Source organism: Natronorubrum daqingense, from assembly GCF_001971705.1.
Classification (GTDB): domain Archaea; phylum Halobacteriota; class Halobacteria; order Halobacteriales; family Natrialbaceae; genus Natronorubrum; species Natronorubrum daqingense.
In genome coordinates, this window is record NZ_CP019327.1 from 652,622 (window position 1) to 676,644 (window position 24,023).

Consider the following 24,023-nt stretch of genomic DNA (forward strand, 5'->3'; position numbering starts at 1 on the left):
CCCCTAAAACACTTATACCTGCCGGTCGCTTCCAGAACTGTCGCAAAAACATCAGTCACACTGAATATACGCTCGCGGATTACCTTGGTGAGCGCAGATTAGAGTTCGACGCCACTCGGAATCAGACTGTGTTGACGCATGAGATTCCCGTCGACGTCGTAAACCAGAAAGGTCTGTTTGTCGTAGGTGACGAACTGCTCACCTTCGATGAGAATTTCGACTTCGTACCGACCGTCGTCTTCCGTCTCGCTCTCGCCGTAACTCCGGGCCGCCTGGATGAACGTCAGCACGTTCTCGGCGGTTTCGTTGAGTTCGAGGACGAACTCGCCAGTGACCCGATTTGTGACGCTGATTACGCCAGTCGTGTCGGTGTCCAGTGGCGCCTGAAGCCGAAGGGAGACGTCGGTTTCACCGGCATCGAGGAGTTCGCCGTCGGGCCCTGTAAGGCGCTCGCGGAGCATCGTCGTCGAGCCAGTGACGTCGATCGATACTTCGGGTTTCCGTGGCTCGCCGTTGGTCTCGGCCCACTCGATATTGCTGACAGTTACTGTGAAGTGCTCGCGCCTCATTCCGTACCCGATGATTCGGACTCACACCGTATCAACGTAACGCACACCAATCGGATATCCGTACACTAACGAGATTCGTTTCGTGACGATTCTATTCGCACGGTACCCGCAGGTGACAGGAACTGAGCTTTACGGCGATGGTATGATGACACACATCTGATATGTGCAGTGGCGATGGGGGAAACTGGCGACTTCCGTACCGAGGAGTGCGAACGCTTTTTGCGCGTTCCACGACGAACGTTCGACGATGGCCGACCAGCAGGACCCACCGGCGACGGACGACCTCGCGCGTCGCGCCGACGTCCGGGACACGTACGACGAGATTGCGACTCACTTCGCGTCGACCAGAGCGTACGCCTGGCCGGAGGTCGAATCGTTCGTCGACGCGCACGCGGCGTCGAACTCACGGTCCGGCACTCGAGTCGGTCTCGACCTCGGCTGTGGCAACTGCCGGCACGCCGAGTTGCTCGTCGATACTTGTGAGACCGTCGTCGGCCTCGACGCCAGCGCCGGCCTCCTCGAGACTGGTCGCGAGCGCGCACGCGAACGCGGATTCGAGGTTGCGCTCTGTCAGGGAGATGCCGCCGCGCTCCCACTGGCGACCAACACCGTCGACATCGCCGTGTACGTCGCGACGCTTCATCACCTCCCGACTCGACGTGCCCGGCGGGCGAGTCTCGACGAACTGGCGCGCGTTCTCGACCCCGACGGGCGAGCACTGCTCAGCGCGTGGTCGACCGCCCACGACAAATTCGACGAAACCGACGGCTTCGATACGACCATCGAGTGGACGCTTCCCGGCGGGGAACCCGTCGACCGATTCTATCACATCTACGCCCCAGACGAGTTCGACGCCGACCTCGAGGCGAGCGACCTCGACGTCCTCGAGTGGGAACTCTCGAGTGGGAACTGTTATGCGACGGTTGCAGGTTCTGAATCAGATCTCAGCGAATGAGGATTTGAGACGGCCGAGTTTGGAGGGTGTGGTGGGCAAAACGACGGACTCGAGGCGAGTAGTCGAAAACGGAAGCGCCTTAAACACCGAACCAGAATAGCAGACTGCGCGCGGATGGTCTAGTGGTAGGACCTGAGCCTTCCAAGCTCATGGCCCGGGTTCAAATCCCGGTCCGCGCATTTCTGCTGCGAGCAATACCGCGAGCAGCAGAAATCGTACGAAGGATTTGAAGTAGAGAAGTCGCAGTGCACGAGCGAAGCGAGTGCAACCGTCTTCGCGTGGTTCAAATCCCGGTCCGCGCATTCCTGTCTTTAAAGAGCGCGCCGCGCTCTTTTGGACCTCGCAAAGCTTCCCTTTGCGTAGCTGCGAACAAATACGTGAGTCGCAGGAATCGTAGGGGAGGTTCCGTGGTGTTAATGAAATAAGACAGACATTTACTCCACAGCACATCATGTGGGTTCAGAAACTTATCCCCGCGCAATCTTGCGGTTTTGGATGAACTATTCGTCGTCCGGCTGAGAGAACGTCGACGTACTCGTGATGAAGTTCGTAGCGGTGTTCGAGGCGGTCATCTCCTCGTCAGCGGTCACTGATTCTCGGAGAGCCCGGTGCCGTCGGATGTCGTCGCACGTTCCTCGAGGGCAATCAGAGTGAACGAAAACGTCGACCCCTCGTCGGGTTCGGAGTCGACCCAGATCTCGCCCCCGTGGCGCTCGACGATCCGACTGCAAATCGCCAGTCCGATGCCTGAACCGGCGTGTTCGTCAACCGAATGAAGGCGCTGAAAGATATCGAAGATACGGTTAGATCCAGCCGGATCGATTCCGATCCCGTCGTCGTGAACCGAAATCGTCCACGTCGATTCCTCGGCGGTCGACGACACGTGTATCCGTGGCGACTCGTCGCCGCTGTACTCGATCGCGTTCGACAGGAGGTTTTGGAACAGTTGCTGCAACTGCCTCGCGTCGCCTTCGACGGTAGGCAAGGGCTCTCGAGTGATCGTGGCGTCCGTCTCGTCGATGGTGACCTGAAGGTCAGTAAGGACGTCGTCGAGCACGCAGTCCAGGTCGACGGCGTCGAACGAGTTTCCCTGCGTGTCGACCCGGGAGTACGCGAGTAAACCGTCGATCTTGTTGCTCATACGGTCGGCACCGTCGGCGGCGTATTCGATGAACTCCTGGCACGTGTCGTCGAAGTCGTCCCCGTACCGTTCGATGGCGAGGTCGAGGTAGCTCGTCACCATGCGGAGCGGTTCCTGTAAGTCGTGGGAGGCAGCGTAGGCGAACTGCTCTAACTCTTCGTTCGACGCCTCCAACTCCGCGACGGCGTCCTCGAGGCGCCGTTCGGTTCGTTTCAGTTGTTCGTTTTTCTTCTCGAGCATCGCGGCGCGGGTGAGCGCCTGTGCTTCGTGGACGCCGATCCCCAGGCCGGCGATCGAACCGACCGCGAACAGGACCGCCTGCGTCCCGAACGTAAACTCGACGTCGACACTGGGATGGAGAAAGCGGAGCCCCTGAACGAAGCCGACGGCGACGACACCGCCGACCGTCCAGGCCACGATGCGCGGATAGCATTCAGCCTCGAGCGACGTGTTCGGCAACCGGAGCCCAACGTACAGCATCACGAGGCCCGGAACGCTCAGCAAGATTAGGTCGAGCCCCGCTTCCAGCAGTCCGCCGGTACTGGTCAATTCGGCGATTGATTTCCCGACTGCAGCGGTGAGAAGAAGCACACCTAACGCGGGTATAACGAGGTACCAGTAGCTCGTCTTACTCCGACCCGATTCGACAGAATCTCCCCTCATCACACGTACCGAAGATGTCCCGTGCTGTTTAGCCTGCCTTTTTACTATCCAAAACAGTTTTACGCAGGCTACCGACTCGAGGAGTCGACCTCCGAAAGCGTGTGTCCGAGGATCTGGTCGATACCGCGCCGAAGTCGAGACGCGACGGCCTGTGGTGAGATCCCGAGTTCGTCTCCGATCTCTTCCATCGTCACGTCCCGCGGCGAGTTGAAGTAGCCGCGATTGTAGGCGAGTACCAACGCCTCTTGTTGCGTATCCGTCAGCGCCGCTTCGGTATCCGTTTCGATCGGCGTTAGCGCTTGCAGCCTCGTCAGGGTGATCGAAATTCCCAGGTCCCCACAGCGCCGTTGGAAGTCAGCGATGTCGCTCCGGTCGTCTGCCCGAATATCGAACGTCCACTGTTGATTCGTGCCGACGGCTTTGATGAGCGGAACGTTCGTCTCGGTCAGGGTGCTCAGAACGCCGTCATACTCGAGCGTCCACTCAACGCGCAACAGGTACTCGTCCCCGACTGAATCGACGAGTTGGATCTGCTTTACCCCCAGATGGTCCGTAAATGATCCCTCGATGTCGTCGACGGCGCTCCCGCGGACCCAAAAGTAGGGAACCACCACGTCGCGTGCCGGAATGATTCGTTCGAGTTCGACCGTGACGCCCGGGAACCGTTCGAAGATGCTTCCCAGGGGGAACTGGTCGGACGGAACCGTAAATGTCGCTTCGGTGGCCATTGTCGAACCGAAGGTCGCTGGTACTAAAGCCCTATCACTCCTACGCGAGGGCCCCATTTCATGGCTCCATGAAGTGTCCGGCGACTCGGTCATCGTCCGGGCGAGAGAACCTCGACGTACCTGTGATGAGATTCCCGTGTGCGGCGTGAAGCACGCGAGTCGCAGCGCGAACGAAGTGAGCGCCCGTCTCGCAGTCGGGTTCAAATCCCGGTCCGCACCCCGTTAGCTGCCCGCGCCAACAAACTACCGCGCAACGACAGCTGTCGCACTCGAGGCGACTCCCAACCCTATAACCGAGCCCTCGTTCAGGGCGTCATCACGACCTTGATACAGTCGTCGTCCTTGTCGTTGAACGTCTCGTACATTTCGGGACCGTCCTCGAGAGACGTTTGGTGCGTGATCACGAACGAGGGGTCGATCTCGCCGTCTTCGATCTTCTCGAGGAGGGGGTCGAGGTAGTGTTGGACGTGGGTTTGTCCGGATTTCACCGTCAGGGCCTTGTTCATCAGCGGACCGAATGGGATGTTGTCCGATTCCCTGATGTAGACGCCGGGGACGGAGAGCGTCCCGCCCTTTCTACAACACTTGATGGCCTGGCGAAGGACGTGCGGTCGGTCGTCCTGAAGATGCATTTCCTGTTTGACCTGGTCGGTTACTCCCTCGAGGCCGGTGCCGTGGGCTTCCGTGCCGACGGCGTCGATACACCGGTCTGGGCCCCGGCCGCCGGTGAGGCTCTGCAGTCTATCGTAGACGTCCTCGTGTTCAAAGTTGACCGTCACGGCGTCGCCGTGATCGCTCGCCATGTCTAAGCGCTCCTGAACGCGATCGATCGCGATGACCTGATTCGCACCGAACATCCAGGCGCTCTGGATGGCGAACTGGCCGACGGGGCCACACCCCCAGACGGCGACGGTGTCGCCGTCCTCGATGTCTGCGTTCTCGGCGGCCATGTACCCCGTCGGGAAGATGTCCGAGAGGAAGAGGACCTGCTCGTCCGGCAGGTCCGAGTCGACCGTCACCGGGCCGACGTCGGCGTAGGGGACGCGAAGGTACTCCGCTTGTCCGCCGGCGTACCCACCCAAGAGGTGCGAGAAGCCGAAGAGACCCGCCGGAGAGTGCCCCATCGCCTTGCTCGCCAGTTCGGCGTTCGGGTTCGAGTTGTCACACAGCGAGAACATCTCGTTCCCGCAGAACCAACACGAGCCACAGCTAATCGTGAACGGGACCACGACGCGGTCGCCGACCTCGAGGGTCTCGACATCCCGTCCGACCTCGACAACTTCGCCCATCGGTTCGTGCCCCAGCACGTCGCCTTCGCGCATGCCGGGCATGTAGCCGTTGTAGAGGTGGAGGTCGGAGCCACAGATCGCGGTCGCCGTCACCTCGATGATCGCGTCCGTCGGATTCGCGAGTTCGGGCTTTGGAACCTCCTCGACGCGGATATCCTGTTCGCCGTGCCAGGTGAGCGCTTTCATCGAAGCGCCTCACCTCGTCGATCGCGACTCGAGTCTGGTGTCACAGTCGGCTTGTTGTCAGTCATCGAAGAATCCTCGATAGCATTCGACAGGCAAGACTCGAGTAAAACCCGGGCTTACGCTTGCAACGACCGTGAAATTCGGGTTACTACGTCCATCGAGGCTCGCCAGCGGGATACTTGCGTATCCGTGCACGGGGCCTACCAGGATCGCCGGACGAACCTGCGTATGAGCGAGTCGACACCCAGCGTTTCGGAAGGGACCGGGGTCGCGACGCCGGACGGTCGCGGAGTGGTTGCGGCCGTCTTGACGAGCGACTTCGAATTTCCCCAGGGAGAGGACGAACTGACCGACGTCTCGGCCAGTGACGACGAACCAGCGTACGTCGTCGGCCTCGAGTCCGTCGGTTCGGCCGTCTATCGTGAAACAGCGCTCGAGTCGACTGATTTCGAAGACGACGGTGCGCCGGAATCGACCGATGGCGAGGCCCTCACTGGCATCGTCGACGAGGATGTGAACGGACTCGACGACCTGCCGGAGGGCTGGGATCGAGACAGCGTTCTCGAGTACTGGTCGTCGATCGGCGGCTCGTGGGAGGAGTGCACCGACGAGATGCGCGACGAACTCGGCGAAGAGCGAGCGAAACAACACTGTTCGGCGATGAAAGACGAGGTAGTTCGAACCCAGCGCTGGCGGAATCGGTTTTGAGCGGATTCGGAAAAACGCGAGTCGAGTTACTCCTCGAGCGGTCGTTCGTCAGATCGGCCGTAGAGGTCGACGGTGGCGGCGAAGACGAGCCCGAGGACCGTTCCGAACACGAGGTGGCCGACGAGACTTTCGACGGCGTCCGTCGGAAAGTCGCCGATCTCGCCGCCCACGCCTGCTGTTTCGACCCAGACTGGAAGGACGAGCAACGGGAGGATCGCCCAGACGGCAAGCCCAAAGACGAATCCAGCGCCGACGAGCCTGAACATGACTCCAGTTCGAGAGAGGCTTTCGGTCTCGACGTCCGTCAGTAAGACGCCGAGGACGGCCTCTCGAGTGATGATGACACCGAAGATGAGACCGAGCACGATTCCGTGGACGATGTGCATTCCCCACCCGACGACCCCGACGGGCTCGAGTCCGTAGACGGCGGGGATCGCCACTTCGACGATAGCGGGATCGAGCAACCACATGAGCAGGCCGAACGCGGCGGCACCGAGTGCGCCGCCGACTGTGCCGCCGACCAACCAGCCGGTTGCGCCACTGATACCGAACGCTGCCGCGTTATCGGACTCGGTACTCATACCCGCGCCTTCCACGGGCCCCGCCAAAAGTGTTCGACCGGCAACCACAACCACAGGCACAAACAACAATGGTTGCAGCGACAACCACAGTTACTCGACCGGGCCACCAGAAGCTTAGTAGCTACGGTGGAAACCCGTTTCTGTGGAGTTCGAACTACTCGGCTGGCCAGTTGACGGCCCGACCCTTCGGCTCGATTACGAGCGCTTTAGCTACGCCGGCAAGTTCGTCATGTCGAACACGGGAAAGGCCGTGGCCAGAACCGACGCCGAGGGGGACGACCCGAATTCCGACCAGCAAGCCGACGACATCGTCGCTGCCGTCGCGTTCAACGAGGACCGAACCGACTCGAGCACCCTCTGGCTCCGGTACGTCACCGTCGAACGGTCTCACCGGGGCGAGGGTATCGGCCCCAACCTCTGCTCGTTCGTCCGCGAACGCGCCCTCGAGCGAGACTACGAACGGCTTCGGATCGCCGTCAACAACCCCTTCGCCTACGAAGCCCTCTACCGGAGTGGCTTCGAATTCACCGGCGAGACGACGGGCATCGCCGAACTCGTCCTCGAGTATCCCTCGCCCAACCCGGTCGAAGACACCGACGACACCGATGACACCGATGACAGGGACGAGTGCTATCAGGTCGGACTCGAGGAATTTCGAGACCGAGAACTCTCCGAGGGCGAACACGCGTTCCTCGACGACCGGCGACACGACGGTGCACCCGGCCTCGAGACCGACGACACCCCCCGCGGCCACGATACCAGTCGCGGCGATCGCCGGTAAATCGATTCGCTGGCGCGCGGTGGCGCGGCGAGCACTCGCGAGACGCGCCACGACTCGCGAGGGGCGAGCGAGCGTCCGGCGGACGCGAGTGAGTCGGCTGGGGAGGGTGAGGAAATCCCTGTGTCCAGTAATCGAGGAACGAACGAACGCGTTATCCAGCCGTGTCCAGTAATTGAGGAACGAACGAACGTGTTATCCAGCCGTGTCCAGTAATCGAGGAACGAACGCACTCGTTGTTCAGGAATGACGTACGAACCCCTCCAGTATCCAGAAATCGCTGGCAGACGTACTCATCACCACCGTATTCATCAAGCTAACCGCACCGAGAACACTACTCGAGCACCCACCGGACGACCAACTCGTTCATCCAAACGAGCCGAGCGAGGACTGGAGGTTCTGTCGCGTCGTCCCAGCATCCACCTCGTAGCCGACGAGGTCTCGCATGTCCACCGCGTATTCGGTTCCGTTGTGCTCGAGGACGAGCAGCCGCCCCTTCACACCGCGAACGGTCCCTGAGAGCAGCGTCTCGCGCACGGGCTGGGTCTCGAGTCCGAGCCCGTAGTCGAACTCGAAGCGCTCGAGGATGTCGAACGCTGCGAGCACGTCCTCCCACGCTCCATCCTCCACAGTAGCCGCGAGAGATTCGACTTTCGCGGGCGTCCGAACGCGATCGACCAACCACTCCGCGATTTCGGCCTCGAGTTCGCGAGCGATCCGGCCGTTCGAGACGGTGTGGACGTGGGCACCGCGATCTGCACCCTGCTCGCGAAGCCGGGTCTCGAGTCGTCGGCTCTTGGTAACGCCGACTTTGAACGTGTCGGGGGCGAACGCGGCGATGTAGACGGCGTGTTCTTCGTAGCAGTCCATCTCGTCCTTCAGACACGTCCCGGTACACCGGGCACAGACCCACGTGCTGGTGTGGTACTGGCAGTACGGGGTTCCAGAACGGTCGCAGGCGACGTGCTCGCCGTCGTCGATCGTGCCGGCGCAGTGGCGTTCCCCCAGCGAGTGCGAGAGCGTCTCGCCGGCTTCGAGAGGCCGTCGCTCGACGCTCCCGCCGTCACCGAACACCACTGCAGAGCCGCGTCCGCGGGGCTCGTAGCCGACCAGTTGCACGATCGTGGCTTCGCAGCGACGGCAGAAATACCGTTCGCCTTCTCCACTCGTCCGTCGACACCTTGCTGTCCGTCGGCACCCCCGTCGCGTGAAGTCGAACGAGAACCGCGTCGGGAACGAGCAGAGACGGAATCCAGCGGATACCAGAGAGACGTGAGTACCGAGTGACGGGCAAAAAAGCCGAACGAAACCGCGGGAAATCGGCGAGCGGACGAACGCGCGAGGGCTCGAGCGCGATTAGCTGTTGAACGGCTCCTCGTCGCGATGGTTGTCCGGGTTCTGGTGCTCGAGGGCGTCGTCCTCTCGGTCGTCGGATTTGTGTTCGATGTCCTGGCGACGCTGTTCTTCTTGCTGGCGTTCGCGAGCCTCCATTTCCTCTTCCGTGAGTTCTTCTTCGTCCTCGTCGTCGGTGTCTTCGTGGGTTAATTCGACGTCGCGTCCGTGCTCGTCTTTGCCGGTCTCGCCAGTATTGTCAGACATAGTTCTTCACTCGAAAAGACGGGAAACGGACAAAAAGGCGTTGGGGTTGCAATCGCGCTCGCGCGTCGAGATGTGGTCCCCAGATGATCGTTGTCGCCGATCAAAATCTCCGTACGTGTGCTACGTCAGGAGGTCACCAGTCGTCGCCAGACGCGAGGTCGACGTCGCTGTCGCCCTTCTCGGAGGGGCAGATGTCAGCCAACACGCAGTCGCTACAGTCGGGGTTTCGGGCCGTACAGGTCGCTCGTCCGTGGTCGATACAGAGGTGAGTGAACTGCTGCCAGTAGCCCTCGGGGACGAGTTCCATCAGTTCCTGTTCGATTGCTTCGGGTCGTTCCTCCTCGGTCAACCCGAGTCGTCTCGAGAGTCTCTGCACGTGCGTATCGACGACGATTCCTTCGACCACGTCGTGGCCGTGTTGCAAGACGACATTCGCCGTCTTCCGACCGACGCCCGAAAGTTCCGTCAGTTCCTCCATCGTGTCCGGCACCTCGCCGTCGTGTTCCTCGAGAATCGTCTGACAGGAGTCGCGAACGTACCCCGCCTTGGAGTTGTAGTACGTAATCGAGTTCAGGTCTTCGGCGAGTTCGTCCTGGGGCGCGTTCGCGTACTCCGCCGCGCCGTCGTACTTCTCGAAGAGGTGTTCCGTCTCCGTGTTCACACGCTCGTCCGTACACTGTGCGGAGAGGATCACCGCGATCAACAACTCGAGGCGATTCGAGTACCGAAGCGAGATCGTCGAGTCCGGATACGCCTCCTCGAGGCGGTCGACGATCTCAGCGGCCTGTTCCTCGCGCCTCTCGAGTCGGGTTCCCATGCTGTCGCTCTTACGAGAGCAGCCATTTGAGGGGTTCGAATTCGGACCGGTGGGACCACCGGTTGAACACGTTACCGGCCCACGCCACCGGCTCGTAAGTCACTGGTGAGTCTCCTCACGTACCGCTCTCGGTCGGCTGCGTGCCCCACAGAATTACTCCGAAGAGAATCGAGATCGATCAATCGGATGCCGTGAACTTTAAGCGGCCGTCCTCCACCTATCAGGGTATGAAAGCTACGGCCATGGCCCACCCGATTCAGGGGCTGGTAAAGTATCACGGGATGCGCGACGAGGTCAAGCGACTTCCCTACCACGACAGCATCAGCCTCTGTACGGCACCAAGTCACACGCGCACGACCGTCGAGTTCTCGATGGACTACGACGAGGACACCTTCGTCGTCGACGGCGAGGAACTCGACGGGAGAGCCTACGAGCGCGTCGAGGCCGTCGTCGAGAAGGCGCGCTCGAAATCCGACGCGGCCCACACCGTCTATCCGGTTCGACTCGAGAGCGAGAACAGTTTCCCGTCGAACGTCGGGCTCGGCTCCTCTTCTTCCGGCTTCGCCGCGGCCGCGATGGCGCTCGCCGAAGCGGCGGAACTCGACGCCTCGCGACAAGAAATCTCGACGATTGCCCGCGTCGGATCGGCCTCGGCCTCGCGCGCCGTCACCGGCGCGTTCTCCCAGCTTCACACGGGACTCAACGACGAAGACTGTCGGTCCCGGCGTATTCCGTCCGATCTTCACGAAGACCTCAAAATCGTCGTCGGGCTCGTTCCGTACCACAAGGAGACCGAGGATGCCCACGACGAGGCCGCAGACAGCCACATGTTCCAGGCACGCAACGCCCACATCCACGGCCAGCTCGCCGAGATGCGCGATGGCCTACGAAACAACGAGTTCGACACCGTCTTCGAACTCGCCGAACACGACTCGCTCTCGCTGGCCGCGACGACGATGACCGGTCCATCCGGCTGGGTCTACTGGCAACCAGCTACGCTCTCGATTCTAAACACCGTCCGAGAGCTTCGCGAGGAGGAGGATATCCCCGTCTACTTCTCGACCGACACGGGTGCCAGCGTCTACGTCAACACCACCGAAGAGTACGTCGACCAAGTCGAGGAAGCCGTCGCCGACTGCGGCGTCTCCACCACCGTCTGGGACGTCGGTGGCCCCGCAAAACTCCTCGACGAAGAGAAACACCTCTTCTAACGGTACCTGCGACTCGAGTTCGCTCGCGACAGTCTCGGTGAGCACGAGTGTGGGTTTTTGGTGCGACGGGAACCGTCTCTGTCGACGGTCGTGAGACGGGTCGTCCTATCTGCTCCGCTCACGTTGTCTATCGCGCTGTTCTCCGTTTGGAGTGTGTCGATAGTATCGATTGTAACGAAACTACGAAACTTCCCATCCACACATTGAATACGAGAACCAGTCATTCTGTATATATGTCGAATCGACCGATACTATCCCCGCACCGACGTGCTGACGATCGCTCGCCTACCACCGCTGTCAGTCGGAGACACCTCCTCCAAGGGGGGAGCGTCGCCGGTATCCTCGCCATCGCCGGCTGTCTCGACTCGCTCAGCAGTGGCGGGGGCGACGATGGTGACGACGAAAACGACGATGGTGACGACGACGGAACCGAGCGCACAAGTGACGACGACGATGACGACTCGAGCGAAACCGAGTCGGATCCGCTCACAGTCGTCGATACCTACTTCGAGGCCGCTGCAAATGGTGACACGGAGACGATTAGCGGGATTTCCCACGAGTTGAACCCCCTCGAGCCGACGATGTGGGAAGACGAAGGCTGGGAGTTCCAGGGCGGCGACGGTGAGGAGCCAGAATACGATGCCGACGTTCGGACGGAAGACGGCTCCGTCGACGACATCCACGCACTCGAAGGATCCGAGTTCTGGTTCGGCGATGTCGATCTCGAAACCGAACTCGAGGGCGAATCCATCGCAGTCGTCGAGATAGCGGGCGAGGACGAAGACGGGGAAGCGACCTGGATCCTCGCCACCGACGACGGTGAGTGGCAACTCCTCGTACAGGGTGAAGAAGACGAGACGCCCGACGACCCCGAGGAGGCCTTCGACGAACCGATCGAAGACGAAGACGAGGACATCGTCGTTGACGTCGACTGGGAGCACGAGAGCGAAACCGGAGTCGACTCGGACGAGGAAGACGACGCGACTGGAGGCGACGACGAACTCGACCTCGAGGTTCACCAGGTTGCGGTCTCGCTGACCGACTCGCCGGGAATCGACGCCGAAGCCGTCCGCGCCGAAACGGCGATTGCCGGCAGCGAGCCCGAAGTGTACAGTCCGGACAGGGAGGCCGGCGGGTGGGCCGGCTCGATAATCTACCCGACGTTCGATCCCGATGGTGACCAACTCGAGGTACTCGCAATTGACGGCAACGAGGAGACGGTCGTCCACCGAGAACACTACGAGCCCTGAACTGACTCCCAGTCTCGAGCGCGCCGAATCGGAGACCATCGCCTCCATCCGCATCTTTTTGCCAGACGTTACCAGTCAACACGTATGGTCGCAGAGACGTTCACCGCCGCTGCCGCACAGGTCGAACCCGTCTACCACGACAAGGAGGCCACGCTCGAGAAGACCTGCCAGTGGATCGAACGGGCCGGAACGCGAGACGTCGACGTGCTGGTCTTCCCGGAGACGTACTTCCCGGGCTATCCCTACTGGCGTGGTTGTTCGATCAGCCGCTGGAGCGAACTCGTGGTCGAATTACAGAAAAACAGCCTCTCGGTCGGAGACGACGCACTCGAGATCATCGGCGAGACGATCGACGAAGCGAACCTCCACGTCGTCCTCGGGACGAACGAACTCTCGGAGCGGCCGGGAAGCGAGACGCTGTACAACTCGCTGTTTTACTTCGATCGATCGGGCGAGTTGGTTCGTCGCCACCGGAAACTCATGCCGACACACGGCGAGCGAGCGATCTGGGGACGCGGGGATCCGTCGACGCTCGACACCCACGACACCGACATCGGCCGAATGGGCGGACTCATCTGCTACGAGAATCACATGACGCTCTCCAAGGGTGCTCTGGCCGCGATGGGCGAGGAGATCCACCCCGCCGTCTGGCACGGCTTCTGGGAACAACACGGCCATCCCGGCAACAAGACGAAAGCGACGGACCGAGAGGCGATCGAGACGTGCGATCAGTACCCCGCGATGCGCCAGTACGCCTTCGAAACCCAGTCGTTCGTCATCTCGAGTTCGGCGTACGTCAGCGACGAGATGCTGGACTCCGTCTCAGAGGAAGTCGGCCTCAACATCGCCGCCGGCGGGAGCATGCTCGTCAACCCCGCCGGAATCGTCAAAGCCGGACCCGTTCTGAACGAGGAAGCGCTGCTCACCGCCGAGTTCGACCGGGACGAACGTCGTGCGACGAAGGCCTACTTCGACGCGATGGGCCACTACACCCGCTGGGATGCCGTGAATCTGAACGTCCGGAATACCGATCTCGAGCCACTCGAGTCCGACGACGCACGCGTCGACCGCGCCAGCCCCGCAGCCCCGAGTCCGGCGGCGATCGAAGAAATCGCGACGGAACACGACCTCTCGATCGAGACGGTCGAGTCGGTCGTCGACTCGATTCACTCGCGGTAAAACGCAAATATCGGAAGACCGGAAGATCGGAAGACCGGAACACCGGCAGACCGGAAGGCGGAGGGACAGAGAGACGAGAAGACGCAAAAGCGGACACACTGCCAGCGTCGTCGTTCAGGTCCAGCGATCGAGTCCAGTTTGGCTGACGCTCTCTTCGATCCGTTCGAAGCCGCGATCGACTTCGTCGGCGTGTACTTGCCACTCCTCGCAGACGTAGTCTCGAGCCGCCTCGAGGTCCGGATCCAGCGACGGATCGAACGCGTAGTCGTCGGTCACGTTCGGATCGCGAAACAACTGCCTGACGCGGTCGCCGTACTCGACGTGGGCGTCTCGCGCCTCGAGGACGCTCCAGAGGTCGCCGTGTTCGGTGATGGCCGAGATGGCCGTTTTGGGCCCGATTCCCGTCACGCCCTCGTTGAAGTCCGTCCCGATGAGGATGGCCGCGTCGATCAGTTGCTCGAGGGTGAGGTCGTGGTGTGCGAGCGTCGCCTCGAGATCCATCAGTTCGGGGTCGCCCTTGCTCGTGAGCTGGCGAAGCGTCAGCGGCGAGCCAAAGAGCAAGGCGTCGTAGTCCTCCGATCCAACGTAGTCGGCGTCGCCGCGTCGAACCATGTGCGCGGCCTGTGCCTCGCCCTCCGCGGGGGCTTCGACGATCGGCACGTCGAGCAGTTCCAGCAGCTTCCGGCTCGTCTCTTGGATCGTCGGCGTCAGTCGTTGGGTCCGGGACTCGAGTTGGGCGATGGCCACTTGATCGCCTTCCTCGCGAGCGGTCTCGAGTTGTTCCTCGTAGGTTTCGCGCTGCTCACGGCGGGACTCGATTTCGTCTTCTTTGAGTTCGGAGGGGCCGCCGTCGAAGACCATCACGGGCGTGATGTCGTGCTCGAAGAACTTCGGCAGGCCCTGGACGATCCCGACGAGATTCGCGACTTCGGTGTCGTCTGCGGTCGTGTACTTTTCGCTCGAGGTCCACTTGACCGTCGTCGTCAGGTACCGATAGAGCCAGTTGTGGGCGTCGACGGCGACGACCCCCTCGATATCGTCGAACGGCACCTCCTCGATCGCGGCGATGTCACGGAGTGCAGCGTTTCCCATTGGTCTTTCCTTAGGAGGTGTGGGATTTGTATCATTGCCTTCCCGTCAGCCCGATTGGAGGTCCACTCGAGGAGCGCGGTCGATAGTCGACGAAATCTGACAAGTAGAGTCGCGAACCGTCAGGGGCCCACACTGTCGCGCGATCGAAGACATGACAATCCTTTTCCGCGGCGATAGAGAATCCGAGGGTATGTCCGACGAGGATCAACCAAACGACGCCAGCGACGACGGAGAGGAGAAGTCCTTCCGCGAGCGAGTCGAAGAGATTCGCGAAAAGCGCGCTGAAGAGGGCGAAGGCGAGGGCGAACCGCCGGAGAGCCCATTCGGCGGCGGCGGTGGCGGCCCAGGCGGGATGGGCGGTGGCGGCAACCCGTTCGCCCAGATGATGGGCGGCATGATGGGCGGCGGTGGCGGCCCGCCAGGCATGGGCGGCGGTCCGGGCGGTCCCGGTGGCCCCGGTGGCCGCAGCGAGGAGGTCGGCAACGAAGAACTCGTCCAAGAGGTCCGTCAACTTCGCGACGAAATGCGCGACCAGACCCGCGCCCTCAAGCGGATCGCTGACGCACTCGAAGACAACTAACCACTCCCGCTCGGTGCGACTTTCCGTGTGATACTCTATCGCGTAGTGACTGGTGTCGTCCTCGAGAACCTCCTAAAACGCTACACAGCAGGACGCCAGATTCGAGCCTACGAGTCAGAGTCGCGATTCCGAACGCTCGAGAGTGACGGGAGTCGACCGTTGGCCCACTCGTAAACCGACCAGCGGCCGACGAGCAGGCGGGAGAGTTCGACGCAGACGTACGCGAGGACGACGCCCGCGACGACGTCGATCGCCCAGTGAATGCCGAGGTACATCGTCGAGATGACGACCGAGAGGCCCAGAATCGAAGCGACGAGAGCCCACTTCGGGTAGACCGACCGCGTGTGGAACGCGAGGATCGAGACGGTCGCCGCCAGGGACGTGTGGAGAGAGGGGAAGACGTTCGTGTTTCGGTTGACCTGGCGCGTGAGGTGTTGGTACTGCGGGTACGTGTCGTAGAGCAACGCGTCGACGAGCTCCGGCATCATGTTCCGCGGCCCGTAGGCGATGATGAGGATGTAGAGTACCGTCCCGAGAACGTAGTTCAGCGTGTACGCCGTCAGGAGCTCTCGGAGCGGCCGCGTATTCGAGAGCGCGAAGTAGGCAATGACCGGGAACACGAGCAAGAAGACGTAGCCGTAGATGTAGATGAACGAGAAGTACGCCGTCACCGCCGGCGTTTCGAGCGACTGTAGCCAGACGATGAACTGGCCTTCGATGTCGTAAATCGCCCACGTCAGGTTCCAGTCGATCAGCCACGATATTTCGGGGACGAACTGCCTCGAGAGTCCGTTGAGCGAGAGGACAGCGGCGAGGAGGACGGTCGCCGGGGCGGCCGCCCGGAGGCGGTCTCGCCACTCGACTTTCGTATCGCGAAGCCGGTATCGGCCCACGAAGAGCGCGATCGAGACGAGCGTCATGAACGTGACGACCAGCGCCAGCTGAATCAGGACGTTCGCGAGCATCAGTGTCTCACCCGAAGGGTTCCGTCCTCGCCGTATCGGAAGCCGGCGTCTTCGAACGCGGCCCGTGACGCATCGACGTCGACGTCGCCGTCCGTTCCGAGAAACGGCATAGCCGGATCCTCGCCGTCCCACTCGAGGTCATCAGGTAGCCACTCCTCGTCCGTAAGCGGCGTCGCGATCGGGTCGGCGTAGCCGTCGAACACCTCCTCGGTCAGCCACTCCTTATCGATCAACCGCGCGACGGCCCGTCTGAACTGCGGGTTGCTAAACGGCGCGTTTCGGGTGTTGAACCCGAGGTGATAGAACGACCACGACGGCGATTCGAGTAACTGGACGTCGTCGGTCTCTTCGATGTCGTTGACCACGTACGTCTCGAGTGCGGAACTCGTGACGTCGGCGTCGCCGTCTTCGATCAACTGGATCGCGGACGTACTCCGCGGATCGATCTGTACGCGGAGTTCCTCGACGGTCGGTTCGGGGAGGTCGACGTCATCGCGCAGCGTGAAGTGGTCGTCGAATCGATCGAACGTCACGTGTTCTCTGTCGGTGTGATCTGCGTACTGAAACGGCCCGGTGCCGACCGGCGGAATGTTGTTCGAGACGACCGCATCGGTCGTCCCCTGTGCGACGCGGACACCGCGGACAGATGCGTGCTCAGCGCGGTCCGCCCAGACGTGCTCGGGAAGGATCGGAACCGTGAGCGCGCGTTCGCCGACCGTCTGGTTCGAGTCGGTCGTGAACTCGAGGGTGCGTTCGTCAGTCGCCTCAACGTCGTCGATCGCACTGACCACCCCGCGATACCGTGGGGAAGGTGCAGGTGCAGAACCGTCCCCGTTTGCAGTATCTGAGAGGAACTCGTACGTGAACTCGACGTCCTCGGCGGTGAGCGATTCGCCGTCGTGAAACGTCAAGTCGGTGTGGAGGGAAACGACGAGCGTCGATTCGTCTTCCCACTCCCACTCCTCGGCGAGCCACGGCGTGAACGTCTGTTCGCCGTCACCGGAGACGGCGTCGATCGCGAGGGAGTCGTAGACGAGGTCCATTATCGTGTCACGGTAGCGGTATTCGACCGTCAACGGGTTGAGGTTCTGTGACGGACGCGCGTCCGTGTGAACGGTTCGGAGGTGTTCGCTGTGCTCGTCTGCAAGTGGTTCGACTCCGAGATAGCCACTTCGCGTCGCGAGATGACCGTCCGTCCAGCCGTCGTATCGACCTGCTCTGGCCAGGCGGTGTTCCGTCGGCGTACAGATCGGGACGAACGGCTGTTCGGCCACGAACCCCTCGAGCATCGATTCGACCGCCTCTTCGCGCTCGTCCTCGTCGGCCTCACGTTGCTCCTCGAGTAACTCGTCGAGTAACAGGTTCGTCACGCCGAATGGGTTCTGCCAACCGGATTCGTCGGCATACTGTGAGTGGAGCGCTTCGTAGAGAAAGTCCGGGTCGGTACCACCCGGATGTTCACCGACGTAGATGTCGAAATCGTGGTTAATCAAAACGGCCCGCAAAAACTCCTCGCTCGAGCGCATCTCGATCGACGACTCGATTCCGGCCGCCTCGAGCGCGTTTGCCACTTCTCGAGCGAGTCGGATCGTCTCTCTGTCGCCGTCTGCAGGGAGCGTCGTAATCGTCACGGAAAGCGGATCGATGTCGTCGCGATTGACGATGCTCCGGAATTGACTCAGACAGCCACTCGTCGCCACCGTGAGGCCTGCTGCGCCCGCAAGCGTGGCCCGACGGCTCAGCCCACCAGTGGAGGAACCACCGGCGTTATCGTCGTTCATCTCGTCTCCGACCGGTGTGCCTCCGCGTTTGCTCATTCGGTTCGTTTACGACAGTTGGCTGGCCGTGGTATAACAGTATTGCGTTGGGCCCGGTTGGTGTCGGAAGGATGAAGTCAGCACCGAGCCAGCGATAACGGACGGAATTACCGGTCGAGGGCCTCTCGAGTACGATCGACGATATCCGAGAGTGTCCACCGCCCGACGAGTTGATCCGACGCCCAGACACAGAATGCGGCGAGTGCGAGGCCAGCAACGACGTCAATCGCCCAGTGGATCCCCAGGTACATCGTCGAAATGATGACGCTGATCGAGAGGATGAGCGCGACGACGAACCAGTAGGGGTACTCAGAGCGCGTGTAGAACGCGAAGATACCGACCGTCGCGGCCAGAGACGTGTGCAGCGACGGAAACACGTTCGTGTTCCGGTTGACCTCCGTTGTGACGTGTGCATATTCGGGTCCGAAGTCGTACAGGACCACACCCATTTCCTCGGGGTACATGAACTGACGGGGCCCGTATGCTCCGACCAGGAGATACACTGACAATCCAATGAGGTAATTGAGCGTGTAAGCTGTCAGCAGTCGCCGAAACATTCGCGTGTTAGAGAGGACGAAGTAAGCGATAGCGGGGAAGATGAGTATATAGGCGTATCCGTAGACGTACACGAAGGAGAAGTACATCGTCAGCCTCGTCGTTTCGATATCTTGGAAGACGTAGATGAGGTCTCCTTCCAGCCTTCGAATCACCTGCGTCATCGGGAAAATCCCGTCTTCCTCGCTTTGACGCATCAGTCGGTTTATCAACAACGCGATACCCAAGACGACGAGGACCGGCCCGGTGATCTGTAACCGAGATCGCAACTGTGCGAGCGTCGTTGTGAGTGCTTCGCGGCTGATAAAGAGCGCAATCGAGATCGCCAGCATAATGCCGACGATCTGTACCATTCCCACCAGAACCTCCTGAAGCATTAATTACGCCTCAGAATCTCCTCATCTTCATCGTATCGATAGTCGATTGAATCGATCGACTCAAATGCAGAAATCGCACCATTGACGTCCACTTCACCGTCGCTCCCAGCAAATGGTGTTTCCGGATCCACTCCATCCCACTCGAACGCCTCTGGAACCCACTCGTCGGTCACTGGAACGGCAATTGGATCGGCGTAGCCGAAGAAGAACTCCTCGGCGATAAATTCCTTGTCGACTAGTCGGCAGATCGCACTCCGGAATTGGGGGTCGTAAAACGGTGGTCCATCCACACGTCCCGCATTGAATCCGAGGTGGTAAAACGTCCACGAGGACGCTGGCATCGTTTCGAGACTATCGTCGTCGGGAACGTCGTCTATCGCGTAGGCTTCGAGCATCGTTCCGGTAAAGTCGGACCCACCACTCGCAATTCGTTCGACAGACGATGCACTTCCAGTATCGGCAACGAACGTGAGTTCTTCGACGATCGGCTCGAGGAGGTCTTCCTCGTCCGACCCGATCGAGAAGTGATCGTCGAATCGCTCGAGCGTGAGGCTATTCTGATCGGATTGATCGGCAAACTGGTAGGGGCCGCTCCCCACCGGTTCGATCGCGCTGCTCGTCACGAGGCCCCACTCACCTTTCGGTGCCGAGAGGTCGTCACTCGATCCGATTCGCTCGTCGAGTTCGTCCTCGAGCCAGATGTGCTTCGGTAAGATCGGGACGGTAAACGCCCGCTCGCCGACCATCGTACTGGTGTGGAAGGGAATTCGAAGTTCGTACTCGTTTTCGATCTCGATACCGTCGACGTCGACCGCGCTCACGTGGCCTTGATAGCGGGGTGCTGGTGACGTGTTGCCCTGTCCGAGCGTCGTGTTCTCGAGGAGTTGGTAGGTAAATTCGACGTCCTCGGCGGTGAGGGGTTCACCCGTCTCGTCCTCCTCGAGGGTGTGGAACGTGACGTCTTCTCGAAGCGTGACGTGCGCGGTATTCGTTCCATCTTCGTCGTCGATCCACTCCCACGATTCGGCGAGCCAGGGTTCGACACGGTATTCGACGACGTGGTCGTCGGTGTCGACGCCGTCCTCGCCGTCTTCGTCGTCCTCGACGATGACGGTTCCGAGAGAGTCGTACACCAAATCGATAATCGTCTCCCGTTCACGGTTTTCTGCCATGAGCGGGTTGATGTTCTGCGTCGGTCGCGAGTCCGTTATGAGCGCCTCTAGCTCGTTGTCGTCGTTACTGTCGGTGGGTTCGAGACCGAGATACCCCCGCTGGGTAGCGAAGTGCCCATCGTGCCAGCCGTCGAATCGGTCTCCACGCCCAATTCGAAACTCGTGGGGTCGACAAATCGGCTCGAACGGTTTTTCACTGACGAATTCCTCGAGCAGATCGGTGAGTATCTCCTGTCGCTCTTGTTCGTCGTCCGCCCGGCGCTGATCCTCCAGAAGGTCGTCGACGAAGTTCCTTCCAGTCGAATACGCGTACGGGTTTTGCCACCCGGGTTCGTCCGCGTACGTGGAGTGGAGGGCCTCGAAGAGATAATCGGGATCGAAGTCGCCAGGGTGCAAGCCTACGAACATATCGTAATCTTGCTCGATGAGGACCATTTCCAGAAACTCCGTTTGGGATCGCATATCGATAGTGGCGTCGATGCCGGCTGCTTCGAGATTCCCTTCAATGTGGCGGGCGATCTGAGGGGACTGCCTGTTATCGTCCTGCGAGACCGTGGCGATGGAGAGCGAAAGCTGATCGTCGGTTGTGCCGGTGACGACGCTTCGGACGTTGTCCATACAGCCGCTCAGCGAGAGCGAGAGCCCGGCCGCACCTGCAGCGAGTACTGACCGGCGGTCGACGCCGTCAACCGGATCAGTTGTAGTGCGATTCATTCAGTCTATTACACCTCTTTGCTGTTGATATATAACAAGATTTCGTACTGTGTTCGACTAGAGGGAAGGGTCAAAAACGTTTTCAATCGGCCGCTGTTTTGTGACATACTACGGAGAATGTGCTATTTGTTGGCAAGGATGTAGGCCGCCAGTAACTGGGTTCTGTGTCCGAAATGCGATCACTGGAAGAAAACATCAATATGTGAACCCCCGAAAGACGAGGTATGGATATCGCTGCCGAACGGCTCGAGCGACTCCACAAACTGGCTCGAGAAGCGGCAGCGGACCGCGAAGACGACAGGGCCAGAACGTACGTCCGTCTCGCACGCCGTGTCGCAGAGCGAAACCGACTCGAGTTGCCACGAGAGTTCCGTCGGTTCACGTGTGACCGGTGCGATTCGTACCTCCGACCGGGCGTGAACGCGCGTGTGAGGCTTCAGGACGGCCACGTCGTGATTACCTGTGACTGCGGGGCTCTCGCCAGGTACCCCTACGAGGAGTGAGGAGGGGTGCGCTGTAGAGCCATTCGCGCCACACAGTTTTGAAAAGCCAATCGAGAAGATTGAAACGGCTCGCGTCGTTATTCAGGGGTATGGATACACAACGGCTCAAAGAACGAGCGCACGACGTCGACGTCACCGTCTGGGTCGGCAAGAGCGGTCTCGAGTCAGTCGTCGACGAACTCAACGACCAGCTATCAGACCGACAGCTCGTGAAGGTCAAATTCCTCCGTGCGGCCCGTGCGGGGAGTTCGACCGAGGAAAAGGCAGCCGATCTGGCCGAGCGCGTCAACGCGACGCTGATCGACACCCGCGGACACACCGCCGTTATCGCCAGATAACACCTCCCCTGCACGCTCGGCGATGCAACCGGAGAAACTCCTCGCGGCCGAGCGGCGCTTCGGAGAACGCGGACTCGAGGGCGACTTCGTACTCGAGGAGTCGTACTCAAACTACTCGAGGAGTTGTACCCGAACGCCGTCGACCGTCCGTCCGTTTGGGCGAGAAGTGTGCTGTCGTACCCTTCTAACCACTCCGAATTATGAGGCTGTGACTGTCGTATTCGCCGGCGGCTCGAAGTCGAACGTCTCGTCGCCGAGATCCTGATTGAACGAGACCGTTTCGTACCGTTCGGTGAGTTCGTGGCGGTCGTCGTCGGGGTCGTCGACGACCAGGTGCTCTTTGAGCGGGAACGCGTACTCGGTGTCGATCCAGATGGTCTGTTCGACGACGTCGAGTTCGTCATCGGGATCGACCGTCTCGAGGGCGTAGACGTACTCGGTATCACCGACCAGAATCGAGAGTCCTTCTTCGACGGCCTCGTCTTTCGCTTCGACGTCGAGGACGTGCGCCTCTCGATCCGCAATCGTCTCCGTCCCCTGGTACTCGAGGTCGTACAGGTCGCGTTGTTCGTCGGCCATCTCAGCGCGGTCCGCGCGCACCTCGTCGCTGTCGAAGGGGTCGTCACTTTCGAAGTACGTCGCCGCTTGCGCGTTCGAGTCGTACCACCACGACATCGACTCGTTCGAGACGTAGACCTCACCCTCGCGATCGTCGTCCGTCGACTCGAGGGTTTCGCTTCGCTGTTCGACGTACGGCCGCTCGGCGCGTTCCTCGCGCTCTTCGATCGTCTCGTTCCCGTCGGTTACCGTCGTCGTAAGGGTGCCTTCGACATCCTCGAGGTCGTCGCTGTGGACGAACGCGCCCTCGAAGACGTCCTCGGGTGCTGGGTCGTCCGATTCCTGAGACGAGATCGACTCGAGTGCAACGCACCCACTCAGCGTGAGTGTGAGGGTGAGTACACAGACAGTGGCCGCGACTCGACGAGACGCCATTGGGTGAGTGGACCGACAGAAACGCCCTAAGTGTTTTCATTGCTGTCGGGCTCACGAAAAATTCAACGACGGGATACCCCACTGATTCGACGGGCTCCGTCGCTAGGAAGGGTGAATACGGTATGAATGTGGAGGCCGCGATTGCCCGGCGTTCCGGCCGGGGGAATCCCGGTTGCCTTCTCCACCCCGCAACCCGTCGAGCGACAGGTGTCCGGCGGTCCACTGCTCGCTTCCGCGCCTGATGGGCTGTCGCCGGCTAACCACGCTGGGACGTCCCTGCGGACGGCCACCGTGGACCGCTGTCCCCGACGGACGAGGCTTCTCTGTTGGCTCCCGAGGCCCCGGCCGGTCTGACCGGACGCCCGCGGTGTTCGGTCCCCGCTAATGACCATAGCGCGGGTAACGAGCAGGGCCAAACTGCCCGACCTATCCACCCGTACGTAGACGAGTGGGACGTAAGGGTCTTTCGCTCCCCGAATATCCAAGCGGGCGTCGGGATACGCGCCCCTCGAACGGAGAAGATGCGCCCGAGTTCACTCCTCGAGGTCGCCGTGTTCCGCGCTGCCGGATTCGCCGCGTTCTTTCGAGGAGAGCGGGATGGCCAACACCAGCAACGCGACGTAGTAAACGGCGACGGCGGCGACGACGGTAGTACCCTCGACACCGGGCAAGGCTGCGCTCTCGAGGAACGGTTCGTCGGGGTTGAACGACCAGATGTGAAAGATCCAGCCGAGTAACATCGCCGTCATCAACGGGAGATAGACCCGTCGAAGCCGGTGGCTAAACGCACCACGGTAGCTGATTTTGCTCTCGGGGTCGCGATAGTCTTCACTCAGTTCCTTGCGCCACGCGTCCCGTTCGATTCCCTCGGAGGGATCGAGCGCGTTCGCGAAGAGGTTCTCCTGGAGGACTCTGACGCGCGAGCGCCAGATATCGTAATCGCGGAACCGACGCGCCTCGATGAACAAAAAGACGGTTCCCATGATGAGTCCAGCGAGGATGACCGCGTGTGAGACCTCGCCGGAGAAGGCGTACGCGACGATGGCCGACATCACCGTCACCGCCCAGTTCGTCGTCGTATCGAGGCGACTGCGCCACTCGACCGTTCGTTCCATCTCGCCTCGATAGAGGTGAGCAGCGACCGAGCCGAGGCCGGTGCTTTCGTCGACCATTTCGCGACCGATCTCTTTCTCCTCGGGTTCTTCGGGATCGAAGTCGGCTTCCCCGTCGGCCATACCTACTTGTTCGATATCCACACACAAC

24 protein-coding genes, 1 tRNA gene and 1 other RNA gene are annotated in these 24,023 nt (G+C 61.0%); 10 read left to right on the plus strand and 16 right to left on the minus strand.

Annotated elements, in window-relative coordinates; translation table 11 throughout:
• Nucleotides 1-98 precede the first annotated feature (98 nt).
• A complete protein-coding gene (locus BB347_RS03150) occupies nucleotides 99-569 on the minus strand; it encodes a DUF5793 family protein (RefSeq protein ID WP_076578472.1) in 471 nt (156 codons plus the stop codon).
• 247 nt (nucleotides 570-816) lie between these two features.
• Here BB347_RS03150 and BB347_RS03155 point away from each other — a divergent pair, with 247 nt between their 5' ends.
• Nucleotides 817-1,524 carry a class I SAM-dependent methyltransferase gene (locus tag BB347_RS03155; protein WP_076578470.1) on the plus strand — a complete coding sequence of 236 codons (708 nt, stop codon included), beginning with the start codon at nucleotides 817-819 and terminating at the stop codon, nucleotides 1,522-1,524.
• Between the two features lie 108 nt (nucleotides 1,525-1,632).
• Nucleotides 1,633-1,703, plus strand: a tRNA-Gly gene (locus tag BB347_RS03160).
• A gap of 407 nt (nucleotides 1,704-2,110) precedes the next feature.
• Here BB347_RS03160 and BB347_RS03165 read toward each other — a convergent pair.
• From BB347_RS03165 to BB347_RS03175, 3 genes are all read right to left on the minus strand, one after another.
• A complete protein-coding gene (locus BB347_RS03165) occupies nucleotides 2,111-3,328 on the minus strand; it encodes a sensor histidine kinase (protein ID WP_076578468.1) in 1,218 nt (405 codons plus the stop codon).
• Nucleotides 3,329-3,396: 68 nt separating this feature from the next.
• A complete protein-coding gene (locus tag BB347_RS03170) occupies nucleotides 3,397-4,056 on the minus strand; it encodes a helix-turn-helix domain-containing protein (RefSeq protein ID WP_076578466.1) in 660 nt (219 codons plus the stop codon).
• A gap of 305 nt (nucleotides 4,057-4,361) precedes the next feature.
• Nucleotides 4,362-5,531 carry a zinc-dependent alcohol dehydrogenase gene (locus tag BB347_RS03175; protein WP_076578464.1) on the minus strand — a complete coding sequence of 390 codons (1,170 nt, stop codon included), beginning with the start codon at nucleotides 5,529-5,531 and terminating at the stop codon, nucleotides 4,362-4,364.
• A 228-nt stretch (nucleotides 5,532-5,759) separates the two neighbouring features.
• Here BB347_RS03175 and BB347_RS03180 point away from each other — a divergent pair, with 228 nt between their 5' ends.
• Complete coding sequence (locus tag BB347_RS03180; RefSeq protein WP_076580137.1) at nucleotides 5,760-6,239, plus strand: hypothetical protein; 480 nt, start codon at nucleotides 5,760-5,762, stop codon at nucleotides 6,237-6,239.
• 26 nt (nucleotides 6,240-6,265) lie between these two features.
• Here the strand turns inward: BB347_RS03180 and BB347_RS03185 are convergent, their stop codons facing one another.
• Entirely contained in the window at nucleotides 6,266-6,820 is a 555-nt protein-coding gene (locus tag BB347_RS03185) for a hypothetical protein (RefSeq protein WP_076578462.1), read from the minus strand.
• 142 nt (nucleotides 6,821-6,962) lie between these two features.
• Between BB347_RS03185 and BB347_RS03190 the strand changes: the two genes are divergently transcribed.
• Nucleotides 6,963-7,601, plus strand: coding sequence for a GNAT family N-acetyltransferase (locus BB347_RS03190; protein ID WP_076578460.1), 639 nt, complete (start codon nucleotides 6,963-6,965; stop codon nucleotides 7,599-7,601).
• Between the two features lie 363 nt (nucleotides 7,602-7,964).
• Here the strand turns inward: BB347_RS03190 and BB347_RS03195 are convergent, their stop codons facing one another.
• The 3 genes from BB347_RS03195 to nth form a co-directional block, all read right to left on the minus strand.
• Entirely contained in the window at nucleotides 7,965-8,717 is a 753-nt protein-coding gene (locus BB347_RS03195; protein WP_076578457.1) for a DUF2797 domain-containing protein, read from the minus strand.
• A gap of 237 nt (nucleotides 8,718-8,954) precedes the next feature.
• Nucleotides 8,955-9,197, minus strand: coding sequence for a hypothetical protein (locus BB347_RS03200; RefSeq protein WP_076578454.1), 243 nt, complete (start codon nucleotides 9,195-9,197; stop codon nucleotides 8,955-8,957).
• Nucleotides 9,198-9,330: 133 nt separating this feature from the next.
• On the minus strand, nucleotides 9,331-10,014 hold the full coding sequence (nth, locus tag BB347_RS03205) for an endonuclease III (protein WP_076578452.1): 684 nt from the start codon (nucleotides 10,012-10,014) through the stop codon (nucleotides 9,331-9,333).
• A gap of 227 nt (nucleotides 10,015-10,241) precedes the next feature.
• Here nth and mvaD point away from each other — a divergent pair, with 227 nt between their 5' ends.
• The 3 genes from mvaD (at nucleotide 10,242) to BB347_RS03220 (ending at nucleotide 13,654) form a co-directional block, all read left to right on the plus strand.
• Nucleotides 10,242-11,225: a phosphomevalonate decarboxylase MvaD gene (gene mvaD / locus BB347_RS03210; RefSeq protein ID WP_076578450.1), complete on the plus strand. Its 984-nt coding sequence runs from the start codon at nucleotides 10,242-10,244 to the stop codon at nucleotides 11,223-11,225.
• A 233-nt stretch (nucleotides 11,226-11,458) separates the two neighbouring features.
• Nucleotides 11,459-12,475 carry a hypothetical protein gene (locus tag BB347_RS03215; protein WP_076578448.1) on the plus strand — a complete coding sequence of 339 codons (1,017 nt, stop codon included), beginning with the start codon at nucleotides 11,459-11,461 and terminating at the stop codon, nucleotides 12,473-12,475.
• 84 nt (nucleotides 12,476-12,559) lie between these two features.
• Nucleotides 12,560-13,654 (plus strand): carbon-nitrogen hydrolase family protein, encoded by a 1,095-nt coding sequence (locus tag BB347_RS03220; protein ID WP_076578446.1) that lies wholly within the window; start codon nucleotides 12,560-12,562, stop codon nucleotides 13,652-13,654.
• A gap of 114 nt (nucleotides 13,655-13,768) precedes the next feature.
• Here BB347_RS03220 and fen read toward each other — a convergent pair whose 3' ends face one another.
• Nucleotides 13,769-14,746, minus strand: a complete 978-nt coding sequence (gene fen / locus BB347_RS03225) for a flap endonuclease-1 (RefSeq protein ID WP_076578444.1) — start codon at nucleotides 14,744-14,746, stop codon at nucleotides 13,769-13,771.
• Between the two features lie 151 nt (nucleotides 14,747-14,897).
• Here fen and BB347_RS03230 point away from each other — a divergent pair, with 151 nt between their 5' ends.
• Entirely contained in the window at nucleotides 14,898-15,326 is a 429-nt protein-coding gene (locus tag BB347_RS03230) for a hypothetical protein (protein ID WP_211137171.1), read from the plus strand.
• A gap of 107 nt (nucleotides 15,327-15,433) precedes the next feature.
• On the opposite strand, the gene BB347_RS03235 is transcribed toward BB347_RS03230, so the two are convergent.
• From BB347_RS03235 to BB347_RS03250, 4 genes are all read right to left on the minus strand, one after another.
• A complete protein-coding gene (locus BB347_RS03235; protein WP_076578442.1) occupies nucleotides 15,434-16,291 on the minus strand; it encodes a phosphatase PAP2 family protein in 858 nt (285 codons plus the stop codon).
• The gene (locus BB347_RS03240) at nucleotides 16,291-18,072 is read right to left on the minus strand and encodes an ABC transporter substrate-binding protein (RefSeq protein WP_139326952.1); all 1,782 of its coding nucleotides are present in this window, start codon (nucleotides 18,070-18,072) and stop codon (nucleotides 16,291-16,293) included. The genes BB347_RS03235 and BB347_RS03240 overlap by 1 nt, the downstream gene beginning before the upstream one ends.
• Nucleotides 18,073-18,215: 143 nt before the next feature.
• Nucleotides 18,216-19,040: a phosphatase PAP2 family protein gene (locus BB347_RS03245; protein ID WP_076578438.1), complete on the minus strand. Its 825-nt coding sequence runs from the start codon at nucleotides 19,038-19,040 to the stop codon at nucleotides 18,216-18,218.
• A complete protein-coding gene (locus BB347_RS03250; protein WP_076578435.1) occupies nucleotides 19,040-20,926 on the minus strand; it encodes an ABC transporter substrate-binding protein in 1,887 nt (628 codons plus the stop codon). The genes BB347_RS03245 and BB347_RS03250 overlap by 1 nt, the downstream gene beginning before the upstream one ends.
• Nucleotides 20,927-21,150: 224 nt before the next feature.
• Between BB347_RS03250 and BB347_RS03255 the strand changes: the two genes are divergently transcribed.
• Together BB347_RS03255 and BB347_RS03260 are read left to right on the plus strand one after the other, a co-directional pair.
• Nucleotides 21,151-21,429, plus strand: coding sequence for a ribonuclease P protein component 4 (locus tag BB347_RS03255; RefSeq protein WP_076578433.1), 279 nt, complete (start codon nucleotides 21,151-21,153; stop codon nucleotides 21,427-21,429).
• 89 nt (nucleotides 21,430-21,518) lie between these two features.
• Entirely contained in the window at nucleotides 21,519-21,767 is a 249-nt protein-coding gene (locus tag BB347_RS03260; protein ID WP_076578431.1) for a YhbY family RNA-binding protein, read from the plus strand.
• A gap of 198 nt (nucleotides 21,768-21,965) precedes the next feature.
• Here BB347_RS03260 and BB347_RS03265 read toward each other — a convergent pair whose 3' ends face one another.
• From BB347_RS03265 to BB347_RS03275, 3 genes are all read right to left on the minus strand, one after another.
• Nucleotides 21,966-22,760: a LolA family protein gene (locus BB347_RS03265; RefSeq protein ID WP_076578429.1), complete on the minus strand. Its 795-nt coding sequence runs from the start codon at nucleotides 22,758-22,760 to the stop codon at nucleotides 21,966-21,968.
• Nucleotides 22,761-22,885: 125 nt separating this feature from the next.
• Nucleotides 22,886-23,197: signal recognition particle sRNA (gene ffs / locus BB347_RS03270), an RNA gene on the minus strand.
• Nucleotides 23,198-23,293: 96 nt separating this feature from the next.
• On the minus strand, nucleotides 23,294-23,995 hold the full coding sequence (locus BB347_RS03275) for a DUF2270 domain-containing protein (protein WP_076578427.1): 702 nt from the start codon (nucleotides 23,993-23,995) through the stop codon (nucleotides 23,294-23,296).
• Nucleotides 23,996-24,023 lie beyond the last annotated feature (28 nt).